Origin of the sequence: Alkalicoccus daliensis (assembly GCF_900103955.1) — a bacterium.
Lineage (GTDB): Bacteria > Bacillota > Bacilli > Bacillales > Salisediminibacteriaceae > Alkalicoccus > Alkalicoccus daliensis.
Genome location: NZ_FNIL01000003.1, coordinates 219,435 through 241,024 on the forward strand (window position 1 = coordinate 219,435; position 21,590 = coordinate 241,024).

The 21,590-nt window shown below is 41.8% G+C and carries 17 protein-coding genes; 7 read left to right on the forward strand and 10 right to left on the reverse strand.

Features of this window, described 5'->3' with window-relative positions:
- Positions 1 to 79 precede the first annotated feature (79 nt).
- The 4 genes from BLP92_RS07595 to BLP92_RS07610 all read right to left on the reverse strand — a co-directional run bounded on the left by BLP92_RS07595 (position 80) and on the right by BLP92_RS07610 (position 4,723).
- Positions 80 to 430, reverse strand: coding sequence for a hypothetical protein (locus tag BLP92_RS07595; protein ID WP_090842184.1), 351 nt, complete (start codon positions 428 to 430; stop codon positions 80 to 82).
- Positions 431 to 557: 127 nt separating this feature from the next.
- Entirely contained in the window at positions 558 to 1,328 is a 771-nt protein-coding gene (locus BLP92_RS07600) for an alpha/beta hydrolase (protein ID WP_090842186.1), read from the reverse strand.
- Positions 1,329 to 1,448: 120 nt separating this feature from the next.
- A complete protein-coding gene (locus BLP92_RS07605) occupies positions 1,449 to 2,975 on the reverse strand; it encodes a NarK family nitrate/nitrite MFS transporter (protein WP_090842188.1) in 1,527 nt (508 codons plus the stop codon).
- Between the two features lie 584 nt (positions 2,976 to 3,559).
- On the reverse strand, positions 3,560 to 4,723 hold the full coding sequence (locus BLP92_RS07610; RefSeq protein WP_090842398.1) for an MFS transporter: 1,164 nt from the start codon (positions 4,721 to 4,723) through the stop codon (positions 3,560 to 3,562).
- Positions 4,724 to 5,115: 392 nt separating this feature from the next.
- Here BLP92_RS07610 and BLP92_RS07615 point away from each other — a divergent pair, with 392 nt between their 5' ends.
- Both BLP92_RS07615 and BLP92_RS07620 read left to right on the forward strand, forming a co-directional pair.
- Positions 5,116 to 6,798 carry a methyl-accepting chemotaxis protein gene (locus tag BLP92_RS07615; protein ID WP_090842191.1) on the forward strand — a complete coding sequence of 561 codons (1,683 nt, stop codon included), beginning with the start codon at positions 5,116 to 5,118 and terminating at the stop codon, positions 6,796 to 6,798.
- Between the two features lie 315 nt (positions 6,799 to 7,113).
- Complete coding sequence (locus tag BLP92_RS07620) at positions 7,114 to 7,920, forward strand: SurA N-terminal domain-containing protein (protein WP_175444214.1); 807 nt, start codon at positions 7,114 to 7,116, stop codon at positions 7,918 to 7,920.
- A 178-nt stretch (positions 7,921 to 8,098) separates the two neighbouring features.
- Here the strand turns inward: BLP92_RS07620 and BLP92_RS07625 are convergent, their stop codons facing one another.
- Entirely contained in the window at positions 8,099 to 9,589 is a 1,491-nt protein-coding gene (locus tag BLP92_RS07625; protein ID WP_090842195.1) for a UDP-N-acetylmuramoyl-L-alanyl-D-glutamate--2,6-diaminopimelate ligase, read from the reverse strand.
- Positions 9,590 to 10,030: 441 nt separating this feature from the next.
- Between BLP92_RS07625 and BLP92_RS07630 the strand changes: the two genes are divergently transcribed.
- Positions 10,031 to 11,008, forward strand: a complete 978-nt coding sequence (locus BLP92_RS07630) for an ATP-binding protein (RefSeq protein WP_175444215.1) — start codon at positions 10,031 to 10,033, stop codon at positions 11,006 to 11,008.
- 76 nt (positions 11,009 to 11,084) lie between these two features.
- Here the strand turns inward: BLP92_RS07630 and BLP92_RS07635 are convergent, their stop codons facing one another.
- Positions 11,085 to 12,479, reverse strand: a complete 1,395-nt coding sequence (locus BLP92_RS07635) for a hypothetical protein (protein WP_090842199.1) — start codon at positions 12,477 to 12,479, stop codon at positions 11,085 to 11,087.
- Between the two features lie 588 nt (positions 12,480 to 13,067).
- Between BLP92_RS07635 and BLP92_RS07640 the strand changes: the two genes are divergently transcribed.
- Entirely contained in the window at positions 13,068 to 14,474 is a 1,407-nt protein-coding gene (locus BLP92_RS07640; protein WP_090842201.1) for an MDR family MFS transporter, read from the forward strand.
- Between the two features lie 49 nt (positions 14,475 to 14,523).
- Here the strand turns inward: BLP92_RS07640 and BLP92_RS07645 are convergent, their stop codons facing one another.
- A complete protein-coding gene (locus tag BLP92_RS07645) occupies positions 14,524 to 14,739 on the reverse strand; it encodes a YdbC family protein (RefSeq protein WP_090842203.1) in 216 nt (71 codons plus the stop codon).
- Positions 14,740 to 15,261: 522 nt separating this feature from the next.
- Between BLP92_RS07645 and BLP92_RS07650 the strand changes: the two genes are divergently transcribed.
- A complete protein-coding gene (locus tag BLP92_RS07650; protein ID WP_090842205.1) occupies positions 15,262 to 15,558 on the forward strand; it encodes a hypothetical protein in 297 nt (98 codons plus the stop codon).
- Between the two features lie 112 nt (positions 15,559 to 15,670).
- Positions 15,671 to 16,105 (forward strand): ferritin-like domain-containing protein, encoded by a 435-nt coding sequence (locus tag BLP92_RS07655; protein WP_090842207.1) that lies wholly within the window; start codon positions 15,671 to 15,673, stop codon positions 16,103 to 16,105.
- A 37-nt stretch (positions 16,106 to 16,142) separates the two neighbouring features.
- Here the strand turns inward: BLP92_RS07655 and BLP92_RS07660 are convergent, their stop codons facing one another.
- Both BLP92_RS07660 and BLP92_RS07665 read right to left on the reverse strand, forming a co-directional pair.
- Entirely contained in the window at positions 16,143 to 16,856 is a 714-nt protein-coding gene (locus tag BLP92_RS07660; protein WP_090842209.1) for a nuclear transport factor 2 family protein, read from the reverse strand.
- Between the two features lie 66 nt (positions 16,857 to 16,922).
- A complete protein-coding gene (locus BLP92_RS07665; protein ID WP_244516718.1) occupies positions 16,923 to 17,708 on the reverse strand; it encodes an AraC family transcriptional regulator in 786 nt (261 codons plus the stop codon).
- 824 nt (positions 17,709 to 18,532) lie between these two features.
- Between BLP92_RS07665 and BLP92_RS07670 the strand changes: the two genes are divergently transcribed.
- Positions 18,533 to 19,939 carry an alkaline phosphatase gene (locus tag BLP92_RS07670; protein ID WP_090842211.1) on the forward strand — a complete coding sequence of 469 codons (1,407 nt, stop codon included), beginning with the start codon at positions 18,533 to 18,535 and terminating at the stop codon, positions 19,937 to 19,939.
- Between the two features lie 105 nt (positions 19,940 to 20,044).
- On the opposite strand, the gene rlmD is transcribed toward BLP92_RS07670, so the two are convergent.
- Positions 20,045 to 21,427: a 23S rRNA (uracil(1939)-C(5))-methyltransferase RlmD gene (gene rlmD, locus BLP92_RS07675; protein ID WP_244516720.1), complete on the reverse strand. Its 1,383-nt coding sequence runs from the start codon at positions 21,425 to 21,427 to the stop codon at positions 20,045 to 20,047.
- Positions 21,428 to 21,590: the final 163 nt, after the last annotated feature.

Consider the following 21,590-nt stretch of genomic DNA (forward strand, 5'->3'; position numbering starts at 1 on the left):
GGTGAAGGAGCCCGCAGGCGTACCTTCCTTCTGCCAACACCAGCCTTCACTGAGCTTTTTTAAAGAGACTTTATTCTCCCTACTGCAAATATATTATCGTCGCTGTAAAGAAAACAACGAGCAGCCCTGCACCCGCTCCTGCAGACACCATTGCCTGGCGGAGGGAAATTTTTGAATCGTTATTTTCCTCCTTCTCTGCAGTATTCGTTTCAATCGTTTTGAACTTTTTAGGAGCCTTCGTGCCGTATATAGTCGGCCTTGGAACCTTGGAAGTCGTAATAGAACGGATAATTAGAGGCAGGAATGCAAAAATACCTGCAGCGACTAAAAACAATAAAAATAGATTCGTATAGTCAGTTGTAAAAGCAAATGCACTAATCCCAGCTGCTGCAACTGCTCCTGTGATAATACCTATTATTAAATTTTTCATACAGCGCCTCCCGCCTTCAATAAATCAATGGAGAAAAAATTATATTCCTGTCTGCCTGTTACCTGTTTTTCTCCTGTGGTAAACTAACCATTATTTAATACTGAACAGGTGAGAACTCTTTAAATTCCTACCTTTCTTTCAGCGGAAGCCAGGAAAGCACCTCCTGAATTTTTTTGTCCCAGTATCCCCATTCATGCTCCCCAGCTTCAAAGTCAGTCCGGATTTGATAATTCAATTGATTACACCACTGCTGAAAACGCTGATTATCTTCAAATAAAAAGTCTTCTGTGCCGCAGCACTGGAAGATCTCCGGCCTGTCTTCGGCTTCTGCCAGCTTTTCAATAAGATAAAACAAATCCTGTGAAGAGCCTTCGATATTCTCTTTATCAAAAATGAGAGAAAACATTTCCTCCTCTGATTCTTTTACACGGGAAACGATATCGAGCGCACCGGAGAGTGAAGCCGCAGCTGCAAATTTTTCCGGATAGTTTAATGCCCACTTTAATGCACCATACCCGCCCATGGATATTCCGGCTGTAAAATTATCTTCTCTTTTATCTGATAAAGGAAAGAAAGACCGGGCCACGGCTGGTAATTCCTCTGTCAGGAATGTCCAGTACTTATTTCCATAATTCATATCCGTATAAAAACTCCGGTCTACCTGCGGCATTACTACTGCAAGACCGAGCGGAGCAGCGTATCGTTCCAGGGAGGTGCGTCTTGTCCAAATCGTGTGATCATCCGTTAATCCGTGCAGCAGGAAGAGTGTTTGATGCTTTTCCCCGCCTTTGCTGCTCTCCATCCCTATCTGCCGGATGGCAGGCTGAGGCAGTATTACTGTCATCGAGGTACTTAATTCCAATACTTCTGAGAAAAAATCGCATTTTATCAGTGCCAACGGGATCTCTCCTTTTCATGTCATATTTTTATTGTACTTGAAAACAGCAAAAGCCGGGAAGAAATGATTCCCCCCGGTTTTTACTGAATATTTTATAGCTGCGAAGCAGGTATTTTTTGCTTACACCGCACTTTCTTTTTTCTGCATTTCTTTTTCATATGCAAGCTGACTTTCTGCTTCTTTCTGCTGTGCAAGCTCGTCATCCGTAAGGTAATATTCTTCTGCAAAAGAGTTTTTCGGTTCTTCCAGCATAAAGTAGCAGATCACAAAACTGACAAAAGCACCGCCGGCAAGAATGAAGAAGAACTGCTGCGCACTGACAAATGTGTATAAAGTAAGGTATACGGTGGAACCAACGTTGCCGTATGCTCCTGCCATGCCTGCCACCTGGCCGGTGAGGCGCTTCTTTACCATCGGCACAATCGAATACGTGGCCCCTTCTGCTCCCTGCACAAACATAGAGGTTAATACAGTAACGGCAATTGCTACGATCAGCGGCCAGCTGGAATCCATGAATCCCATCGTCATGAGGCCAATACATATACCAATCATATAGGTAAGCATAACCTTCCGGCGGCTCCCCATTCTATCGGAAAGTACGCCTCCGAGCGGCCGGGCAATTAAATTAATAAATGCGAAAGAAGCTGCGATTAATCCTGCCTGGGAAGCGGTTAATGAAAACGTGAGCTGAAAAAACATAGGAAGCATAGAAATAATAGCAAGTTCTGCACCGAAGTTAGCGAAATAAGTGCTGTTTAATGCTGCTACATTTTTAAACTTATATTTATCCTGTTCCGGCACTCCTTCTTTGAGACGCGGAACATTCACTTTAAAGATGTTAATCATCTGAATGACTAAAATAACACTAATCACAATATAGATAGAATAAAGAATGGTATCTGAAATAAATCCAAGGTCGTTCAGTCTCCAGGAACTAAGCGCGACTGCACCACCGAGTGGAATTGTCCAGATAATCAGCTGTACCATATCTCCCCAGCTGCTTACCTCCAGTGCAGAAGCTTTTTTCGGCTTCACGAGAGCTTTTCCGTCCGGCGTATCTTTTGCCAGCAGATAAAAGATAATACCGTAAACGAAACATACGACTCCTGTAAAAGCCAGTGCATAGCGGTATCCATCATCACCGCCTAAAAGAGTAAGCGCGAACCAGGGAAGAAGCATTGCTGCAGCAGCAGAGCCAAAGTTACCCCATCCGCCGTAAATGCCCTCAGCAAACCCAACGTTTTTCGGGGGAAACCATTCTGCCACCATCCGGATCCCAACTACAAAACTCGCACCAATACTTCCAAGGATTAGACGTGACACCATTAACTGGGCCCAGGTATCTCCAAAAGCAAAGGTAATCGCGGGCACCGCCATTATCATGAGCAGCCCAGCATATACTACTCTCGGGCCAAACTTGTCGAGCAGCGATCCTATGATGATACGGGCAGGAATTGTGAGAACAACGTTACATATACCAAGTGCTGCGATATGCTGTGGAGTCAGCCAGCCCATATCGTCCATCATTGTAGTTGCTAACGGCGCCATGCTGAACCATGCAAAAAACGAAACAAAAAAAGCAAACCAGGCTAAATGCAGCATCTTAATTTCTTCATTTTTAAATTTAAAAATATCTGCTACTTTCATTTTTTGTCCCTCCAGTAATTTTATAGTTTTTATTTTTTCACGCCTCTTTTTTCACACCACAAGTTCAGAGAAAAATAAAAACAAAAAGAAAATTTACAATAATTTGAAATTTTCCTCCACCTCTCTTTTCTTAAAATTCTTATTTTCTTTTCCAGGAACCTGTGGACATTACTGAAAATCCTTTCATTCTCAGGAATATTCTTTTGTTGAATTATTCTGAATATATACATACTTTAAACATACATCTTTTATATTTCTTTAATTCTGTGAGCTTATCTTACCTTGTTTTTTCCTTGCGGCTCTTGGCTTAACTAAAGAATTTACTCTGGAATCCCTTATGTAATAACGATGAAAACGCCAACATAATATTCGGATTTCCTGCATAAAAATAAGAATTTCTATAACTAGTTTCAAGCAGCATTTCAAATATCCACTCTGCAGAAACAAAAAAGGACACCTGTAAAATTAATTACAGTGTGTCCTTTAAAGATTTATACATTAGATTAATTCTCTCCGTCGATTGCATGCCGAAGTGTAAAGCATCCGCTGAACCAAAGCAATATCTTTTTAATTTTCAGTCACCCTCAGCGGATTGTCTCTGAGCGCTGTTCAGCTCCTGCTCTTTCGCTTTTTGGCACTGTTACGGTCTTTTTGTCGTATTCCATTTTATTAAATGAAAAACAGACGAGCGACACTACTGCCAGCAGAATAAATGCGATCGTATAAGCCCCGGTCAGATCCCTGATCACTCCCAGCATAATCGGTGGAAAGAATCCTCCTAACCCTCCAGCTGCCCCCACAATGCCTGTTGCAGCTCCGGTGGATTTTGCAAAAATGGACGGCACCATTTTAAATACTACGCCGCTTCCCATTCCGGAAAGGACAGCGAGCAGTAAACTTGCAGCTGTAAATATAAAGATGTTGCCAACAGCAGGTGCAATTACTGCTGCACAAACTACAATACCGGCAAAAAGCTGGGACATCATTTTCCCCGGGTCATACTTATCTGCCAGATATCCACCGACCGGACGGACAAAGGTAGCAAGCAGAACAAAGCCAGCTGCTCTCATGCCTGCATCCACTGCAGACAGGTCATACACGTTTATTAATAATGTCGGCAGATAAATACCCATCGCTACAAACAATCCGAATGTAACAAAATAAAATAAGGAGAGAACCCAGGTATCTTTATATTTTAAGATGGATAATTCTCCTTTAACTGTTCTATTTGTTCCTGCAGAGGGTGTTTCAGGTGTAAAAAACCAGATGACTGCCGCCATAATCAGCACCGGAAGAATCAGCCCCCAGAAAACCCACTCAACTCCCCACATAAGGGCAATAGTAGGAAGCAGAAAAGCTGCGATTGCTGTGCCTGCATTCCCCATCGCGTTAATCCCTAAAGCAGTCCCCTGCTTTTCTTTCGGAGTCCATTTGGAAACAAAAGTCATGGAGATGGCAAAAGCAGTCCCTGCCATTCCAAGAAACAATGCACATATCAGCAGTGTCAGGTACGAATTTGCAAATCCCGTTGCCAGTAAAGGCAGCACCAGGAACAGCAGCAGTGCTGTGTACATTTTCCTTCCGCCGTATTTTTCTGTCAGGATACCCAGCGGGATTCTCATCACAGACCCGAGCAGCACGGGAATGGCTACTAATATACTCTGCTCCGTAGCAGATAAGTTATATGTCTGCCCGAATTGATTAATAAGCGGAGAAAAAGCTGCCCAGGCAGTAAATGCCACAAGCATACCGAATGTAGATATTATCAAAAGACTTTTACTTGAAGTTTGCTGATGCAACACTGACAACTCCTCTTTTACAGATCGGTTAGATTTTTTCTGGACCAGAGTGCTTCTAAATTAACCATCTATTAAGAAGTGTGGCATATTCCAGGAACCTTTTAAGCAATTTAAGCAAATAATCTGACAATATTTTTTCTGTTTTTACACGAAAATATTGAATAATTTTCATAAATATTAGTGAAAATACACTAAATAATTTGTCGATCAGTGCCGATAGAAAGGTTATAGCTGCTGATTATTTAGTCCTAATTTATAAACAATATATTGTTTATTTATATGTCTAATTCAGCAGTATATTTTATTTTTCAAAAAGTAATATTGAAAAGGGGCAGAGGGGCATGAACAGTTTAAGAAAAAAGATTTTATTGGGATTTGGGGTTATCCTGGTAATCATTTTGGGGCAGGCGGCTTTTAATATTTATGAGTTTAATAACATAAGTTATGAAACTGAACACTTAGCTGAAGAAGAAATACCTATTTTAAACATCAATAACAGACTTGCTTTTAATGTTGCTCAAAGAATTGGTTATGCAAATGCCTATGTATTGTTTGGAGATCCTGCATATTTAGAGGAATTCGTAATCCATACAGAAGAAGCACAGCAGTATGAAGCACAGCTTCTTGAGCTTGCAAATACACCGGAAAACATAGCGATGATTGAACGAACAATTTCGTGGGCAGATTTAATTCAAAATGAAGTTTTCCCTTTATATGAAGGGGGTGACGAAGAAGCAGCGATAGCACTTTTAGCGCAAGAAGGTCGTACAGAATCTCAGGAAATTTTGCTTTATTATGAATCACAGGCAATTGAAGATCAACTTGAGGTTACACGTGATATTCAAGCTTTGAATAACTTAGCCAATACTTTATATTATTTAACGATAATTATCAGCGTCATTATAGTTTTAGCTGCAGTAGCCATTGCTTTATACACTGCGCGGATTATTTCCAAACCAGTCCAGGAAGTGACAGAACGTGCGAAAGCGATGGCAGCGGGTGATTTAAGTCATGAGCCGCTGGAGTCGAAATCCAAAGATGAGATTGGTGCACTGGTTGCCGCGATGAATCAAATGTCGGAAGAAAACAAAACGACGCTGCACGGCATATCGCAGATTTCGACTTCCCTTGCTTCGCAGAGTGAGGAACTTACGCAGTCCGCAGATGAAGTCAAAACAGGTTCCCAGCAGATTGCATCGACCATGGAAGAGCTTGCATCGGGGACGGAATCCCAGGCAGATCATTCGTCTCAGCTTTCTGCAACCATGGGCGAGTTTTCTCAGCAGATGAAAGCTTCCAACGATAGTACAGGTGAAGCTCTGGAGCTTTCCAATAATGTTATTGCTTTAACAGGGAATGGCAGCAAAATTGTCGGTGACTCTGTACAGCAGATGGCACAAATTGACACGATTGTTTCCGATGCAGTAACAAAAGTAAAAGGACTGAATCAAAAGACGAAGGAAATTACTTCTCTTGTTACTGTTGTTCAGGATATTGCAGAGCAGACAAATCTGCTGGCATTAAATGCTGCCATCGAAGCCGCGCGCGCCGGAGAGCAGGGCAAAGGTTTTGCAGTGGTGGCAGATGAAGTAAGAAAACTGGCGGAACAGGTTTCAAATTCCAGTACGGAAATCACTTCGATTGTAGAAGCGATTCAAACAGAATCTTCTGAGGTGACAAATTCACTGGAGGACGGTTATAAAGAAGTAGAGCGGGGATCTGCGCAGATGGGAGAAACAGAAGCTACGTTCCATGAAATAAAAGAAGCAATGGATGGTTTATCTACCAACATTCGTTCCGTGAATGATCAGATTGAAAAAATGACTGCCAACAGCGCCGCTATGGCCGCAACGATTGAAGAAATCGCTGCAGTAGCAGAGCAGTCGGCAGCAGGTGTACAGGAAACTACTGCTTCCGCGGAGCAGACTAGCAGTTCTATGCAGGAAGTTTCTGCGAGCGCAGAAGAATTATCTTCCATGGCAGATCAGCTCCGACTGTCGGTAAGCAAATTTAAGCTGTCGTAATAAGGCCATAAATATATGAAATACCATGAGTGATATCTGCTTAACTGCAGATATCACTTTAATATATTAAATTTTAATTGCATTCTTTTATAACTTTACATATTTATATCCCAGATTATCTTATTGTACTCCGGTACAGGTAAACAGATCTCCCAGCTCCCTGCGTGACAGTTCTTTCCCCTCCCTTTCATACTGGAAAGATTTATAACTTTTTCACAATTCCCCCTTTGAGTTATTTGGATAAATTAATATATAGAAATATCGTTTTTATGTATGTTACACTGCCCCCAGTGAGAATCAAAAGGGGGATTTATGATGCATAAAAAATTGTTTTTAAGTGTAACTGCCGCAGCAGCGGTGTCTATATTTACCGCATGCGGTGGAGAGAATAATGACAATACCGCTGCTGAAAACCAGAACGGAAGCAATATCGAGAATCAGGAACAGGCAGCCGAAAACGGAACGAATGAGATAAATAATACAGATGCGCCCCAGCAGCCTGAGCCTCAGCTGGAGGACGTACCTGATGTTGTCGCAGAAGTAAACGAAGCTGAGATTACAAAAGACGAATTTGAAACAGCGTACCAGGGTATGTTTATGCAGGCGTCCCAGGAGACGCAGATGACAGGAGAAGAAGTAAACCAGGATGAATTAAAAGAAGAAACCGCTGAGAATTTAGTACGGAATGAATTATTAGTACAGGAAGCAGAAAACCGCGACATCTCTGTTTCTGAGGAAGAAGTAGAACAGACATTGGAAGAACTGGCTGTCCAGAACGGCTTGGAATCTTCAGAGGATCTCCTTGCTGCTTTAGAACAGCAGGGTACTGAGGAAGAAGAAGTGATGGTAGAGATTGAAGAGCAGGCAAAACTGGATGAGCTGATCGCCAATGAAGCTGGCGATATTGAAGTAACGGACGAAGAAGTAGAAGAAATGTACGAGCAGATGACAGCACAGCAGGAGCAAATGGCTGGAAATGAAGGAAACGGAACGGAACTTCCGGCATTGGAAGAAGTACGCCCGGAAATTGAAAATGAAATAGAATCCCAGAAACAGAATGAATATGCACATGATCTTGTGGAGGATCTGCGGGAAGATGCAGATGTAACGATCCACTTATAAAAAAAGCGCACCTGATTTCCCATTGAAAAGAAATCAGGTGCGCGGTTTGTAATATAAATATATACTTCGTACCTCTTTCAGAAGGTGCGAACCTGTTGAGCTGAAAAAGACAGTGCTCTGGAAGTTTCCATGCTTTTTTCAGCTGAAACCCCCCATCTGCCCTGCCTTTTTAATATACTTAATTATTTCTTATCGCGTGTTCTTCCAGGTAATCATGGATAATATCAATTTCGGAATAAGGAACTTCTACACCATTGATAATCTGATGATCCAGTACCCCAAGCCCTGTCAGAAGAACAATGTCTCCTTTTCCCGCAAGCTCCAGTGCTTTACGCACCCCGTCTTCACGATATAATTCGGTAATAAGTTCCTCTTTTCCCTGAGAATCTTTCAGCATATCATGTAAGATAGCAGCTCGATCGAATCTGTCCGGATGTTCGACTGCCACGATAAGATGATCTGCTTTTCCTTTCATCGTCTCAAGCAGCTGCGGCTGCTGTGATTTATCTCTCACGCCGTTTGCTGCGATAAGCACAATCAGCTTATTGGGCCGCATACTTCTCGCAGCACGTACGATGTTGTCCAGTGCATCCGGAGTATGGGCAAAATCAGCAATAATTTGATAATCCGTGTCCGTATTTATTATCTGGAGCCGTCCCCGAGGAGTTGTAATACCCGGAGCGTGCTTCAATAAACTTTTCACAGAGATATCCTTATGCAGGCACGCACACAGCGCTGCAAGGAAATTATAAATGTTATGTTCACCAAATAAAGGCAGCTCCACTGAATAATAATTCTCTTTCACTTTCAGTTCAAGCTGTGTCCCTGCAGGAGTTACTTCGAGAATTTTCCCGGTAACATCTGCATTTGATTTTAAGCTGTAGGTATATAAAGGACCGGTAAATATATCAATGATATCCTGTCCCATTCCTTTGTCATCCTTGTTTACGACCGCTTTTCTTACCTGCCGGAACATTTTCAGCTTCGCCTGCTTATAGCTCTCATAAGAAGAGTGATAGTCTATATGTTCGGGAGTCAGATTCGTATGGACACCTATATCAAACATTAGACCATCTACTCTTTGCTGCGCTATTGCAATAGAAGTTACTTCGAGCACCGCTGCATTCAGCTGCTCTTTTACAAATTCAGTGAAAATATAATGAAGATCCGGCGCCTCCGGCGTAGTATGTGTAGAATGAGGGAAATCCCTCTGCTGTTTGTCGTCCCATACTCCCTCCGTACCGATTGATCCTGCTGCCACCCCGCATTGATTCAGCAGATATCGAATAAAAGAGGTAACGGTGGTTTTTCCATTCGTCCCCGTTACCGCGATTGTACTTATTTTATAACAGCTGAAATCATTCAGCAGTTGTGAATAATAAGACATTGCTTTTTGCGTATCCTTTGCAAGTACAAATGTTATATGTGGAAGCTGTTTTTCTAATTTCCTGAATAATGTTTCATCTGTTCCGACGATCACTGCAGCCCCGTTAATGATTGCCTGCTTTATATACTCATGCCCATCCTGCATTGATCCTTTAATACAGAAAAAGGCCGTATTTTGAACAGTTCGCCTTGAATCGTAGGTAATAAACTCAATCTCTCGATGAGTACACCCGAATATCTCTCTAATGTTGGAGTTATTCTCAGTTGTAAAGTGTATTAACATCTTTTTTCATCCTCTCCCTATTCCACAAATCCCTATCGCTAATTTTATAGATTATTACATGATATCTCTCTTTTGCCTTTCTGAACCATTTTCAAACCCAATTCAGCAGGGAATCTGCAGGAACACGAGGATATAAAAAAAACGAGTCGAATTTCCCAGGAGCTGTCGGCTGAAAGAATTCATCAGGTGTAAAAAATTACAATTCAGGATAAATTAATTAGAAACGCAGATTATCAACTGAGCATGGAAAGAGTAAGTATGAAACTCTTGTATCATTAAATTAAGCAGTGCCAGGCTTCAATCTGGAATTCATTCTTGCTGTACTGCAAGAAAGCTCTCTTCTATATATAATGCTTATTATACCGGGGCTGTTTATTAGCCAGTATTATCCAAATAATATTTCGTGTTTCCTATCTAAAAATGATAGAAGGAGGTTCTTTCATGCCGAAATTAAAAGTCCTGATCGGGCTTCCCGGCAGCGGCAAATCAACTTATGCAGAGAGGCTTTCTAACGGCTCTTCCTGGCACCATCTTTCTTCAGATCGCATTGCGCATGCGCTTTACCGAGAAGAAAACGAAATTGATTACTCAAATATTTTTCAGGAACTGTTTGAACAAACTGCTGCATTGCTGGAAGCAGGAGAAAATGTGATTTATGACGCAACCAATCTCTCCTCCAGACGCAGAAAAAGCCTGCTGCACCGGGTGGATAGTTTAAACACAGCAGTAACTAAAGAAGCCGAGCTGTTTTTAACCCCTTACGAAATTTTAAAAGTACGTAATGAAGCAAGAGATTCCTGGAATAGAGTGCCGGAGGAAGTGATCGAACGATATATCCGCAGTTTTGAATTACCGCGTAAAAATGAATTATTTGATTTAATAACGATAAAGGGAGTACAGAAGTCATTATCTGAAAAAGGAATAGAAAAGATAGAAAAAATACTTTCCGGGACGGAAGTAACAATCGAAAACATAAAAGAATTCTATCTCCTTTTTCCAGAAATGCGTCCATTTATAAAGTTGGAGGAGGAACTGGAAGTTGAATTTTCGTTTGTTGAACATGCCTTTGAATTAGTGCTTCAGCTGAACGCAAAAGCTGCCTCACAGGAGCGTAAAATTTTAATGCTGACTGCCCTTCTCCATGAGATTGGAAAAGCATATGTCCGTAAAAACAGACCGCTGGCACAGGATAATTTTCACGGCTATGAACACGTAAGCTCCTATCTTTCATATCCTGTGCTCACAAGCCTCAACTTCCCAGCTGTTTTTATAGAGGATGTAATGCTGGTAATAGACGAGCATGTTCTTAGCGGAAGGTTAAAGAGAGGGAAATTAAAACGGCGGATCGGGGAGAAAAACTATGTGTATCTGCAGAATTTCTGGAAAATGAAAAATCAGCTACTGGAGGAGAAACAGTAAAACAGGGAGGTCGACTCCCTGTTTAAGAATGCTGCTGAAATTGAAGGGAATTGTTAGTTTGTGCAGCGGTTGGACCTTAAATACGCTGTTTCAATTTGTTTAATTCATCCATAAATGCTGGTTTATTCGGGTAGGCCTGCTCCAATTTTTGAATCAGCTTTTTAGTATGTGCTGCTCCATTTGCTTCCAGACTGCCTCTCAGCCGGTAACAGATTTTTTTATAGTTGCTGCGCGTATTTGCCCTGGCTGCTTCTTTTAATATATAGGTTTCAAATAATGCTTTAACTTCCTCCGCGTATTTAAATTTCAACAGGTCCGAAAAAACCTCTATCAGCTGCGGTTTTTCTTTGCAGCATTCAAGCAGCCTATCCGTTTCTTTCTCTTCTTTACAAATTTCCAGATAGGTGTGGGAACAAGGAGTAAGTTCAGATAAAAGCTGTTCCCGGGCTGCAGGCCATTCACGTTTGCTGTAGGTCTTTTTCAACTGCTCGAAATAGAAATTATCACTGTAAACCCAGTGCTGGTTCTGCAGAATCAGCTTCTTCAGGAGCGATCTTTCCTTTCCTGTCTCTCCATGCAAATTATAAATATGCAGCTGGAATTTTTGTAATTCTGCCAGATAACCTGCAGGAAGATCCGGTTTTTTTGATTGTTCTATCAGCTGCAGCGCTTCTTTCCCTTTTCCCTGCGTGATTTTCTCGTCCAGTATTTCGTATAAAAATTCTATATTTTCTTCTTTGTGTTTCCATAGAAAACGAGTATATGCCTCTTTCCCTTCATGAACTTTAATAAGAACACTTTCTATACGAAGCAGATCCATATGAGAATATTTTTCGGAACTGCCTTTTCCAGGACCTTTTTTCAGCTGCATAAGCACCTGGTATAAATTCTTTTTTCTTTCGGGAGAACCAATTGTGAGAGGCACCAGATAAAATAAAAGTGCATTCCGCCATTCCTTCATTCCGGAAAATCTTTTTTGAACAGCGGTGGCCATTACTTTTTGAAATAATACCTGCTGCACCTCTCCGGAAAGATTTTCATTAACAATATGTTCTATTATATTAAAACCCTGGTAGACAACCTCTACCGGGTCCCCATCCGAATCGTCCATATGCTGGAGAACATCTGTTAATTCTTCTATAACCACAAGCACTAACTCAGCGGCCTGCACATATTTTCGACGCTCCAGGTGGCTGATGGCGGTTTCCATCACTTCTCTTGCGCCGGATAACGCCTCTCGGGCACGTCCCCGCGGAATGAAATTAAATCTGTCTCCTGCTTTTTTGATTCTCATTTGAATCAGTTTTCTGCTGCTTTCTGTTTCATCCTCCGGAGGGTCGGCAAACAATCGAAGCAGTTCCCCAAGATGCCGGTCTTTTTTAACAGCTTCGATTAAAAACTCCTCCAGTTCTTTTTTACTCATCTGCTGGACAATCGTTCGTATGGGTTTCTTTTTTTCTTTCGCGCTCAATTATGCCACCCCCGGAAAATTGTTATTCTTCGTAAGCTGAATTGTTCTCTTCACACTATTCTTTGGCTATATTTTATAGTATTCTGCTTCTAAAGCATACTATTCGTTTTCAATATAGATTATATAAAAGATTATCCCAAGTGCCGCTAAGTTTATTGACAATACAAACTTAAAGCTATAAGCTTCTATACATGAAATCGAATTTGCCTCGATATCTGCTCACATTTTGCAGTACAATTCAGTACTGGAAATATCATTTACACTGCTGAAAGTTTAATAGAGTGTTTTAATTTTACATTTCCCCTAAACAAACTCTACATATGAATTCAGACAGATGATTTCAGCTGAATACTCCAGTAAAAACTTTGTTCTCCCGGATCTTCCGCCTGCCTGCATCTGCCGTAAAGATCATCTTTTTTATGGGTAACAAAAGAATCAATAAGGTATTATAATATTGGATGGAATGAGCACTAAAAATAAAATAGAGAAAGTGAGAAGCATTTTAAAGTTTCTGCTTTGTTATCGGACTTTTTTGTCTCGTAAAAAGTTTTTTTCTTTGAAATCCGGCTCCCTTCTGGAGATGAAAAAATGATAAAAAATAAAAACGTCTGGATCGCTGCTGTACTTCTTTTGGGTTCTTTTATTACTATTTTAAATCAGACTTTAATGATTACTGCCATCCCTCCTATTATGGTGGAAATGGATATTTCCGTGAATATTGCACAGTGGCTGACTACCACTTTTATGCTGGTAATGGGAATTATGATTCCGGTCAGTGCTTTTTTAGTGAAACGATTTACAACCCGCCAGCTGTTCTTTACCGCGATGGGGGTATTTACACTCGGAACCATCCTCTGTGGCCTGGCGCCGAACTATACCTTTCTGATTGCGGGAAGAATGATTCAGTCTGCGGGTGCAGGCATCATGCTGCCTTTAATGCAGAATGTATTTCTGATGATTTTTCCTATAAATAAACGTGGGACTGCGATGGGATATATCGGTCTCGTTATTTCTTTTGCTCCTGCCATTGGACCGGTGTTATCAGGATGGGTCACTGCAAACTACTCCTGGCGTCTCCTGTTTGTCGTAGCGCTTCCTCTTGCACTGCTTGTTATGTATGCTGGACACCGGATACTGGAAAACGTGACAGAACAGACTAATCCGAAAGTTGATGTGTATTCTATAATCTTGTCTTCCTTCGGATTCGGCGGACTTTTATTTGCTTTTACCAATGCCGGAAATGTCAGCTGGACGAGTACGGGGACACTTGTATCTTTTGCTGTCGGCGGGATTTGTCTGCTGTTATTTGTACGAAGGCAGCTGGGAATTACCGTGCCGATGCTTGAATTCCGCACATTCCGGTATCCAGTTTTTACGATTGCGACCATCATCAGTATGATTAGTTTTCTCGGATTGATCGCCTCTGAAACAATGGTGCCGATTTATATGCAGAACATGAGAGATTTCACCGCATTTGAATCTGGCCTGGTGCTGCTTCCCGGGGCGCTGGTCGTCGCAGTGATGTCGCCGATCAACGGCAGGATATTTGATAAAATCGGTGCAAAACTGCTTGTCGTTACCGGACTTGTTATTATGACAGCCGCTTCCTTTGCATTTTCTTTTCTGGATGATACGACGACGATTGGATATTTAACTTTCTTATATGCTGTGCGAATGTTCGGAATGTCCATGGTAATGATGCCTGTCGTTACTGCGGGACTCAATCAGCTTCCGAGACATCTGCTTCCTCATGGGACTGCTTTGACGAATACATTTCAGCAGATTGCTGCTTCCATCGGCACAGCCGTGTTAGTGACCGTGATGACGACGACAGCCGAAACTGCACGTGCACGCAATCTGCCGTTAGCGGATATCCAGGGAGTAAATAATGTATTTCTTATAATTTCCTGGCTTTCTCTTGCAGCGATTGCACTAGCATTCTTTCTCAAGCCTGCTCCTGCAGAGGAAACCGAAAAACTGGAAAAGGAAGCATAAAAAAAGCAGTGGATATTTCCTTCATAGGAAGTTCCGCTGCTTTTTAATGTTAATGCTCATTTAAAATGCGTTTTAGTTCCTGCGCCTCTTCTTTAGACAGCGTAACACCTTTGCCCATCTTTTCATGATCCGGCGCCCATTCACGCAGGTCGTACTTTGGCTCTCTTCCGTTCCAGCTGACGAGATTTAATTCTTTTTTCCAGCCCTTCGGTGATTCAGACAGCACGCCAAGATGCTCTGTAATTTCGTATTTAATATCCGCCATGTATTTTCCTCCGTTCTTTATTAAATGTATTATTGTTTTCCTGGTAATTACTATAACGCAGACTTTTCGGGTTTTCCAATTCCTCTGTTTTATTCCAGGCTGCGGGAACTTGTAAGCTTTTTACTCGTATTTCACACTACATCTGTTAATTATCCGTTTATTTGAAAAAATTTCCTTTAGGTTACGGGAATGCAGGGTCTGCAGTTTCTATTTCTTCGCTTGCCGGGGAGAAAGCTTTCGGCTTTCTTAAAAGAAATCATTGCCGTCTTTTTCAAAAAAAGATCGGCGCGCAGATGGTGACTTCGGAAGGATATAGGACGATTCGAAGATCCGGCTCCCGAAGGCAGACTAGCTGAGAAATTCCCTTCCGGAAAGCGTCCGGCAGAAGCAAAGCGCCTCACCGCATTCCAAAGAAGCTCTTTCATTCATTTTTAGATAGGAAACACGAGCTATCATTTGGATAATATTCGTTTTTCAACAGACATGATTTCAAACAGAGTATTTAAAGTAAGGGGTGTTAATATGGAAATTGTTTTTAGTGTTCTTTTTACCGCAGGTTTTGGATTCGTCCTTTACAAAATGGGAGGATTTGGGCGAAATTACATTGTGCTGGAACTGGAAGATCGTTTTTATGAGGTGAATGCTCACAGAGAAGCAGTGATCCAGGAACTTCAAAAGCAGAATAGAGAAGTGGAAGCCGTGTCTCTCCGCACATTAAGAATCGATGGAAAAGAATATATATTAACAGAAAAAACGATCAATGAATCGGGAGTGCCTGTCCAGCGTACCATTCTTAAGCCTGACATCGCTCGCGATTAAAAATAATGCTCAAGACACTGTCACATGTATCTGATTCCTGAATATGTTTATTTATTTTAAAATAGGTTAAAATAATATTGAGGCTTTTAATAACAGAAAGGATGGGATAGTCATGACCGACCCAAAAATGCAGGAACTAATTGACGGATTAAATGAGGATCTGGCAAATGAATACGCAGCAGTAATTATGTACACGTACAACGCTTCCGTTGTATCAGGACTTTTCCGTTCAGTACTAAAGCCGTTCTTCGAAAGTGAGATCGGCGATGAGACAACTCACGCGCTTTATTTATCAGAAAAGATTAAAACGCTTGGCGGCACCCCTACTACAACACCTGCTCCAATTAAGCAGGTAACGGAAGTACGTGATCTGCTGGAACAGGCAAGAGAAGCAGAAGCCGAGACGATTGAACGCTATGAAATGCGTAAAAAGCAGGCTGATGACCTGAATCTAACAGAACTTGTCGTGAAACTCGAAGACTTTATTGCCGATGAAACCGGCCATAAAGAAGAAATTGAACGACTGCTTGAAGATAATAGACTGTAAAACACACTGCCCCGCCTTTTAACAGGCGGGGTTTTTGCTAATTTTTCTTCATCTTCTTCGGCAGTGCAATCATATAAGCTTTGAGGTTTTTAATCATATCTTTTTTGGGATGAGCGAACGTATAGACATCACAATAAGCATATATTTGTATTTCCCCATCTTCCGAGGGCATCTCTATTTCTCCTTCAATCACCGCTTTATCACCACTTACAAGTATATGAGTTGTTTTATTGCTCATCTGATTTGGCTCCCTCATCGGCGCAAACATCTCAGCAATGTTTTCTTTTCCTGTTATTTCTTCGCTTCCCACAAGGTGCCAGGTTGTCTCATCAGAAATGTTCTCCATGACAAAATCAATATTTCCAGAAGCAAAAGCATCGTCGAATCTTTTCGCTCTTGCTTTTGAAAAAACATCCTCCTCAAAACCAAAATAAACGATAATCTCCTGTATTTGAGAATCCGCAAATTTAAAATGTTCCATATTATTGAAAGTATCCCCGGAATATAACCGGCATTCACATCGTACAAAAACCTCGTTTCCATCTGTCAGCAGGTTTTGAATACTGTAAGCCTGAATATCTTTACTGCCCGGCCAGCATCTTTCAAAATATTCCTCCAGGCCTATCCGTTTATCCGCTGGACTGGTAAAAGTGAAATCCTGGCTTAATATTTCTTTCAGTATGCCTATGTCCTTCGTTTCATACGCCTTAAAATAGCTTTCTACGAGTGCTGTACCACTGCTATTCTTCATTTTTTTACCTCCTTCTATACTTTATTTTTATTTATCGTAGCATGATTCAAATCAATACATTTCTTATTAATTGCTGTTTATGCGGCTAAGATAATTTTTTATTAAAAGAGGCAGAGAAATGAGGATCGGCGGATCTCCGAGTATAGGTCCCCGAAGATGCAGAGACTGAGGGAGGAGTTCTTTTCCTGCTGCTACCTGAATAGGATGATCCGCTTTTGCACGCAGCGTCTCATGAGGAACGAGGAGCTCGTCTATATTCATGTCCCACTGTACAGCTGCAGCCATTAAATAATAAGTGCCCGGCTGAACATTCATAAATTCAAAAAGACCCGGTGCAGTCAACAGTTTTCCGTATTTGGGCAGTCCTGCTGGAATAGGCGAGGTAAATAAGCCAACCAGAATAGCTCCCTGAACAGGGAGATCTGCTTCGATCGTACCTTCTAAACGATTAAACATAGAGCCACTGATTGCTTCCTGATAAGATGTTGGAGAACCTTTCAATGATTGTAAATATTTTTTTACGGTTCTGGAAGATTTCCTGAACTCTGCCGGGGTCATACCCACCCTTTCAGTAAAGCGTGTAGTAAAAGTGCCTAAGCTCTGCTGATGAATTTCCATACTTATATCGCGTACAGTTAAATTTGTATTCAATAAGAGACTTTTCGCTTTTTGTATTCTTAGAGAGGACACATACTGATGGGGAGACATTCCTGTTTTATTCTTGAAAATCCGCGAAAAATGAAAAGGACTGTATGCCGCCCGGTCCGCCAGCTGGGAAAGCGGCAGCTCATCTTCCAGATGGTTCTGGATATAAACGATAACATCATCAATTTCCGAATAAGTGTAATTCACTTTATTCTCCTCCAGACAGACGCTGTATTTTAATGCGCACATAAGCTGGCCTCGACTCTCTTCAAACAATAAAGCTTTAACTCCCTTCTAAAAATTGTCTACCTTAAGTATATCATTTACGAACATATGTTTCCATAAATATTTTTCTGACTTTTTTGTTTATTCATTTTTATAGCTTTGTTTAGAGAAATAATATTCTTTCTATTAACAAAAGCCAAAGCACAGGAGAACGTCAGCTTAAAGCCACTATATTCATTCCAGGACTTCTCCCAGCTACCAGCTGATTTATCTCACCTGCCTTATGTAAATCTGTAAATTTACAACTGGCTCCATGCTGTTCATTATTACTTTTTAAAAGCTTCTGCACTTTTTGTTACTTTTTCCTCTGCTTCATTCGCCATATCACTACTCCTCTCCTGCTCGGCCTTCCTATCATATAGAGAGCAAAACGAGATAATTCTTTTAAATTCCTCTCTTCACAATATTCATAATTTCTTTACAAAAAAGTTGAAGCTGAGTTAGGCATTTTCTTTGTTTTACTTTCCTTTTTAATTATTGAAGGAAGAATATCCATGGAAAAACAAAGTAAAAAATTATTTAATTTCCATATTTATATTATTTTTCACTACTAAAGTACTAATGTACCTGATTCAGCTTCTTGCTTTACAACCTCTTAAAGCCATCTATACATTTCCATAATATTGAATTGCTAAGATTTACTTAGAAAAACATACAAGACCCACCACCATTCATGAAGAGAAGGAGGAAAGAGGCTGCTTATTAAAATTGAATAATAAAACTAAAAAACGGAGGCTGAATAATATATGTTTAAAAAAGCGACAGCTGCAATATTAAGTGTGGCAGTAATTGGTGTTGGTTTAGGCTTTAGTAACGGAGACGTACATGCAGGTCCCCCGGGTCATGCCGGAAAACCTGATCAGCCAGGGCCACCTGCTCATGCTGGAAAACCTGACCATGCGGGTTCTCCAGGGCATAAAAAATCTAAAGAAAACATTGAAAACGTGATTTACTTCATCCCTGACGGCTATTCTGCAGGTTATAACGTAAACTATCGTCACTATAAAGAAGATGGTGCACCTGTATGGGATGATTTTCTTACTGGCATGATTACAACACATTCCAATAATAACCGGGTAACAGATTCAGCTGCTGCTGGAACTGCCATGGCCACTGGAACAAAAACCAACAACGGCATGATCGGTCAAACCCCTGACGGAGAAGAATTGGAAACGATTCTTGAAGCAGCCAGTAAAGCTGGAAAATCTACGGGATTGGTTGCTAATTCCACTATTACACATGCGACTCCCGCTGCTTTTGCATCACATGTGGATTCACGGAATAATCAGGAGGAAATTGCCCGCCAGTATATTGACCAAGGTGTAGTAGATGTGTTCTTAGGCGGTGGCTTGGAATACTTTTTACCCGAGAGTGAAGGCGGCAGACAGGAAGAGCGTCATTTACTTAATGAAGCAATAGACATGGGATATCAATTTGTGGAAAATCAGGAAGAGTTACTTAATATTGAAGAAGGAAACATTCTCGGATTATTTGCAGACGGGGCCATGGCACCTGAACTGCATCGGGAAGAAACAGATCAGCCGAGCATAGCTGAAATGACCAGCAGTGCAATTGACGTATTAGACCAAAATGAGGAAGGGTTTTTCCTCATGGTGGAAGGCAGCCAAATTGACTGGGCAGGCCATGCTAATGACGCTGCGTGGGCAATGAGTGATACTGCAGCGTTTGAAGAAGCTGTTATTGACGCTTTAGACTTTGCAGATCAAGATGGCGAAACGCTGATTGTAATAGCTGGTGATCATGATACAGGCGGAATGACACTGGGAGGTTATGAAAGCAAGGGCTCCAATGTTGAAATTCTTCATAATGTGACTGCTACAGGTGATTATATGGCTGCACAGTTAAATGATGATCGCAGTAATGTTGCCGAAGTAGTAGAAGAATATGCAGCAATTACCCTGACAGAGGAAGAAGCACAAACTATTCAGCAATCGAATAACGCTGGTCTTGCGATTAATCAAACTATCAGCAACTACGCAGGAGTAGGATGGTCTACTACAAGCCATACAGGAATTGAAGTTCCGATTTATGCGTACGGACTAGGCTCTGAGCAGTTTAGTGGATTACTCGATAATACAGACCTTCCAAAGGCGATGACTGATCTTCTTCAACTGCCGGCATTAAATGAATAATAATCAATAACAAATTTTAAAACTCGATCTAAAAGGCACTGAAAGAGTGGACTTCCACTTTTTCAGTGCCTTTAATAATGCAAAAAAATCTCCTGGAATGTTTCTTTACTTTTCTGCTTTTTCCAGTCTTGCAACGCACTCCACATGTACTGTCTGCGGGAAGAGATCCACAGGCTGCAGTGCTTTTAATTCATATCCGAAATCGGCAAGCTCCTTCATATCCGTCGCAAGCGTGTCTGGGTTGCAGGATACGTACACGATCCGTTCCGGCTGTGCGCGGCCGATTCTTCTCATTACTTTTCCGCCGGCACCTGAACGCGGCGGGTCGAGCAGCAACAGCTCCGGACGGCCGAAGGATTCGAGCATTTTATCGATCCCTGTACGGGCATTTTCTGCAAGGAACGTCGTGTTATGAATCCCGTTGTCCTCTGCGTTTCGCTTCGCTGAAGCAATCGAGCTTTCCACGAGTTCAATTCCCGCGAGTTTTCCAACTCTGTTCGCAAACGGCAGCGAAAACGTTCCGACACCGCAGAACAGATCCATCATTTTTTCCGTTTCTTTTGGTTCTGCCATATCAAGGGCAATATCCACCAGCTTCTGTGCCTGGACAGGATTTGTCTGGAAAAACGTGTCGAACCAGAGCCGGAATTTATACCCTGCCATTTCATCGTGAATAAAGTCCCGCCCGGAAAGCAGGTGCGTATTTTCTGACTGCGCACGGTCCGCCCAGTCCCTGTTTTCCAGCCATAAGAGACTTTTCACCTGCGGGAACTTTTCTTCTATCCGCTTTATCAAATCGTTCACTGGTTCCGTTAACGGTCCGTCCGGAGATTCTGTGGCAAATATTCCAAGCATCATTTCTCCCGTCGCAAACGATTGTCTTACCATCAAGTGGCGCAGCAATCCTACGTGCTCGTCCTTATCATAGCCTTTCAGCTGATGTGCTGTATTCCAATCGGCAACTTCCATGGCAGCTTCCACCATTTCCTTGCCTGCGATTAAACATGTTTCCAGAGAAATCACACTGCGGAAATTGCCCTGTTCCATCAGTCCCAGCGCGCCCTCCGGCGAGAAGGTAAACTCCATCTTGTTGCGGTAGTGCCACGGATCTTCCATTCCGATCGTATCCGTCACAAGTGCAGGATCAAATCCCTGCTCTTCTATCGCGTGCTTTACGTGCGCTGTTTTTTCAGCGAGCTGGCCGCTGTACTGCCAGTGCTGCCATACGCAGCCGCCGCACTTTACAAAGTGTGGACACGGAGGCGTCACGCGTTCTTTATGTTCGTTTATAATTTCGTCCGGCAATGTTCTCCACCGTTTTTTGGCACGCTCTTCTACCGTGACGCGGACTTCTTCTCCCCGCAGTGTCTGCGGGAGCGTCAGCTTCAGCTTTTTTAAATTTCCTTTTTCATTTTCCCGCCATACTTCCGCACGGCCGGAACCTTTATCATCAAGCGAATGAATTTTCGCTTTAAATTCTGCAGACACAATTCTGTCCCCTTTCTCTTTCTATATCTATGTTTGCAAGCTTCATTATCGTTTTTAATGCTTATACCGCTTCAAAAATTCAGCGTCTATTATTTTACCACTTCGTCCTTCATTCCCCAACTACTATTTAATGAAAAAGTACTGTTATCGTTCTTTGTTGTTA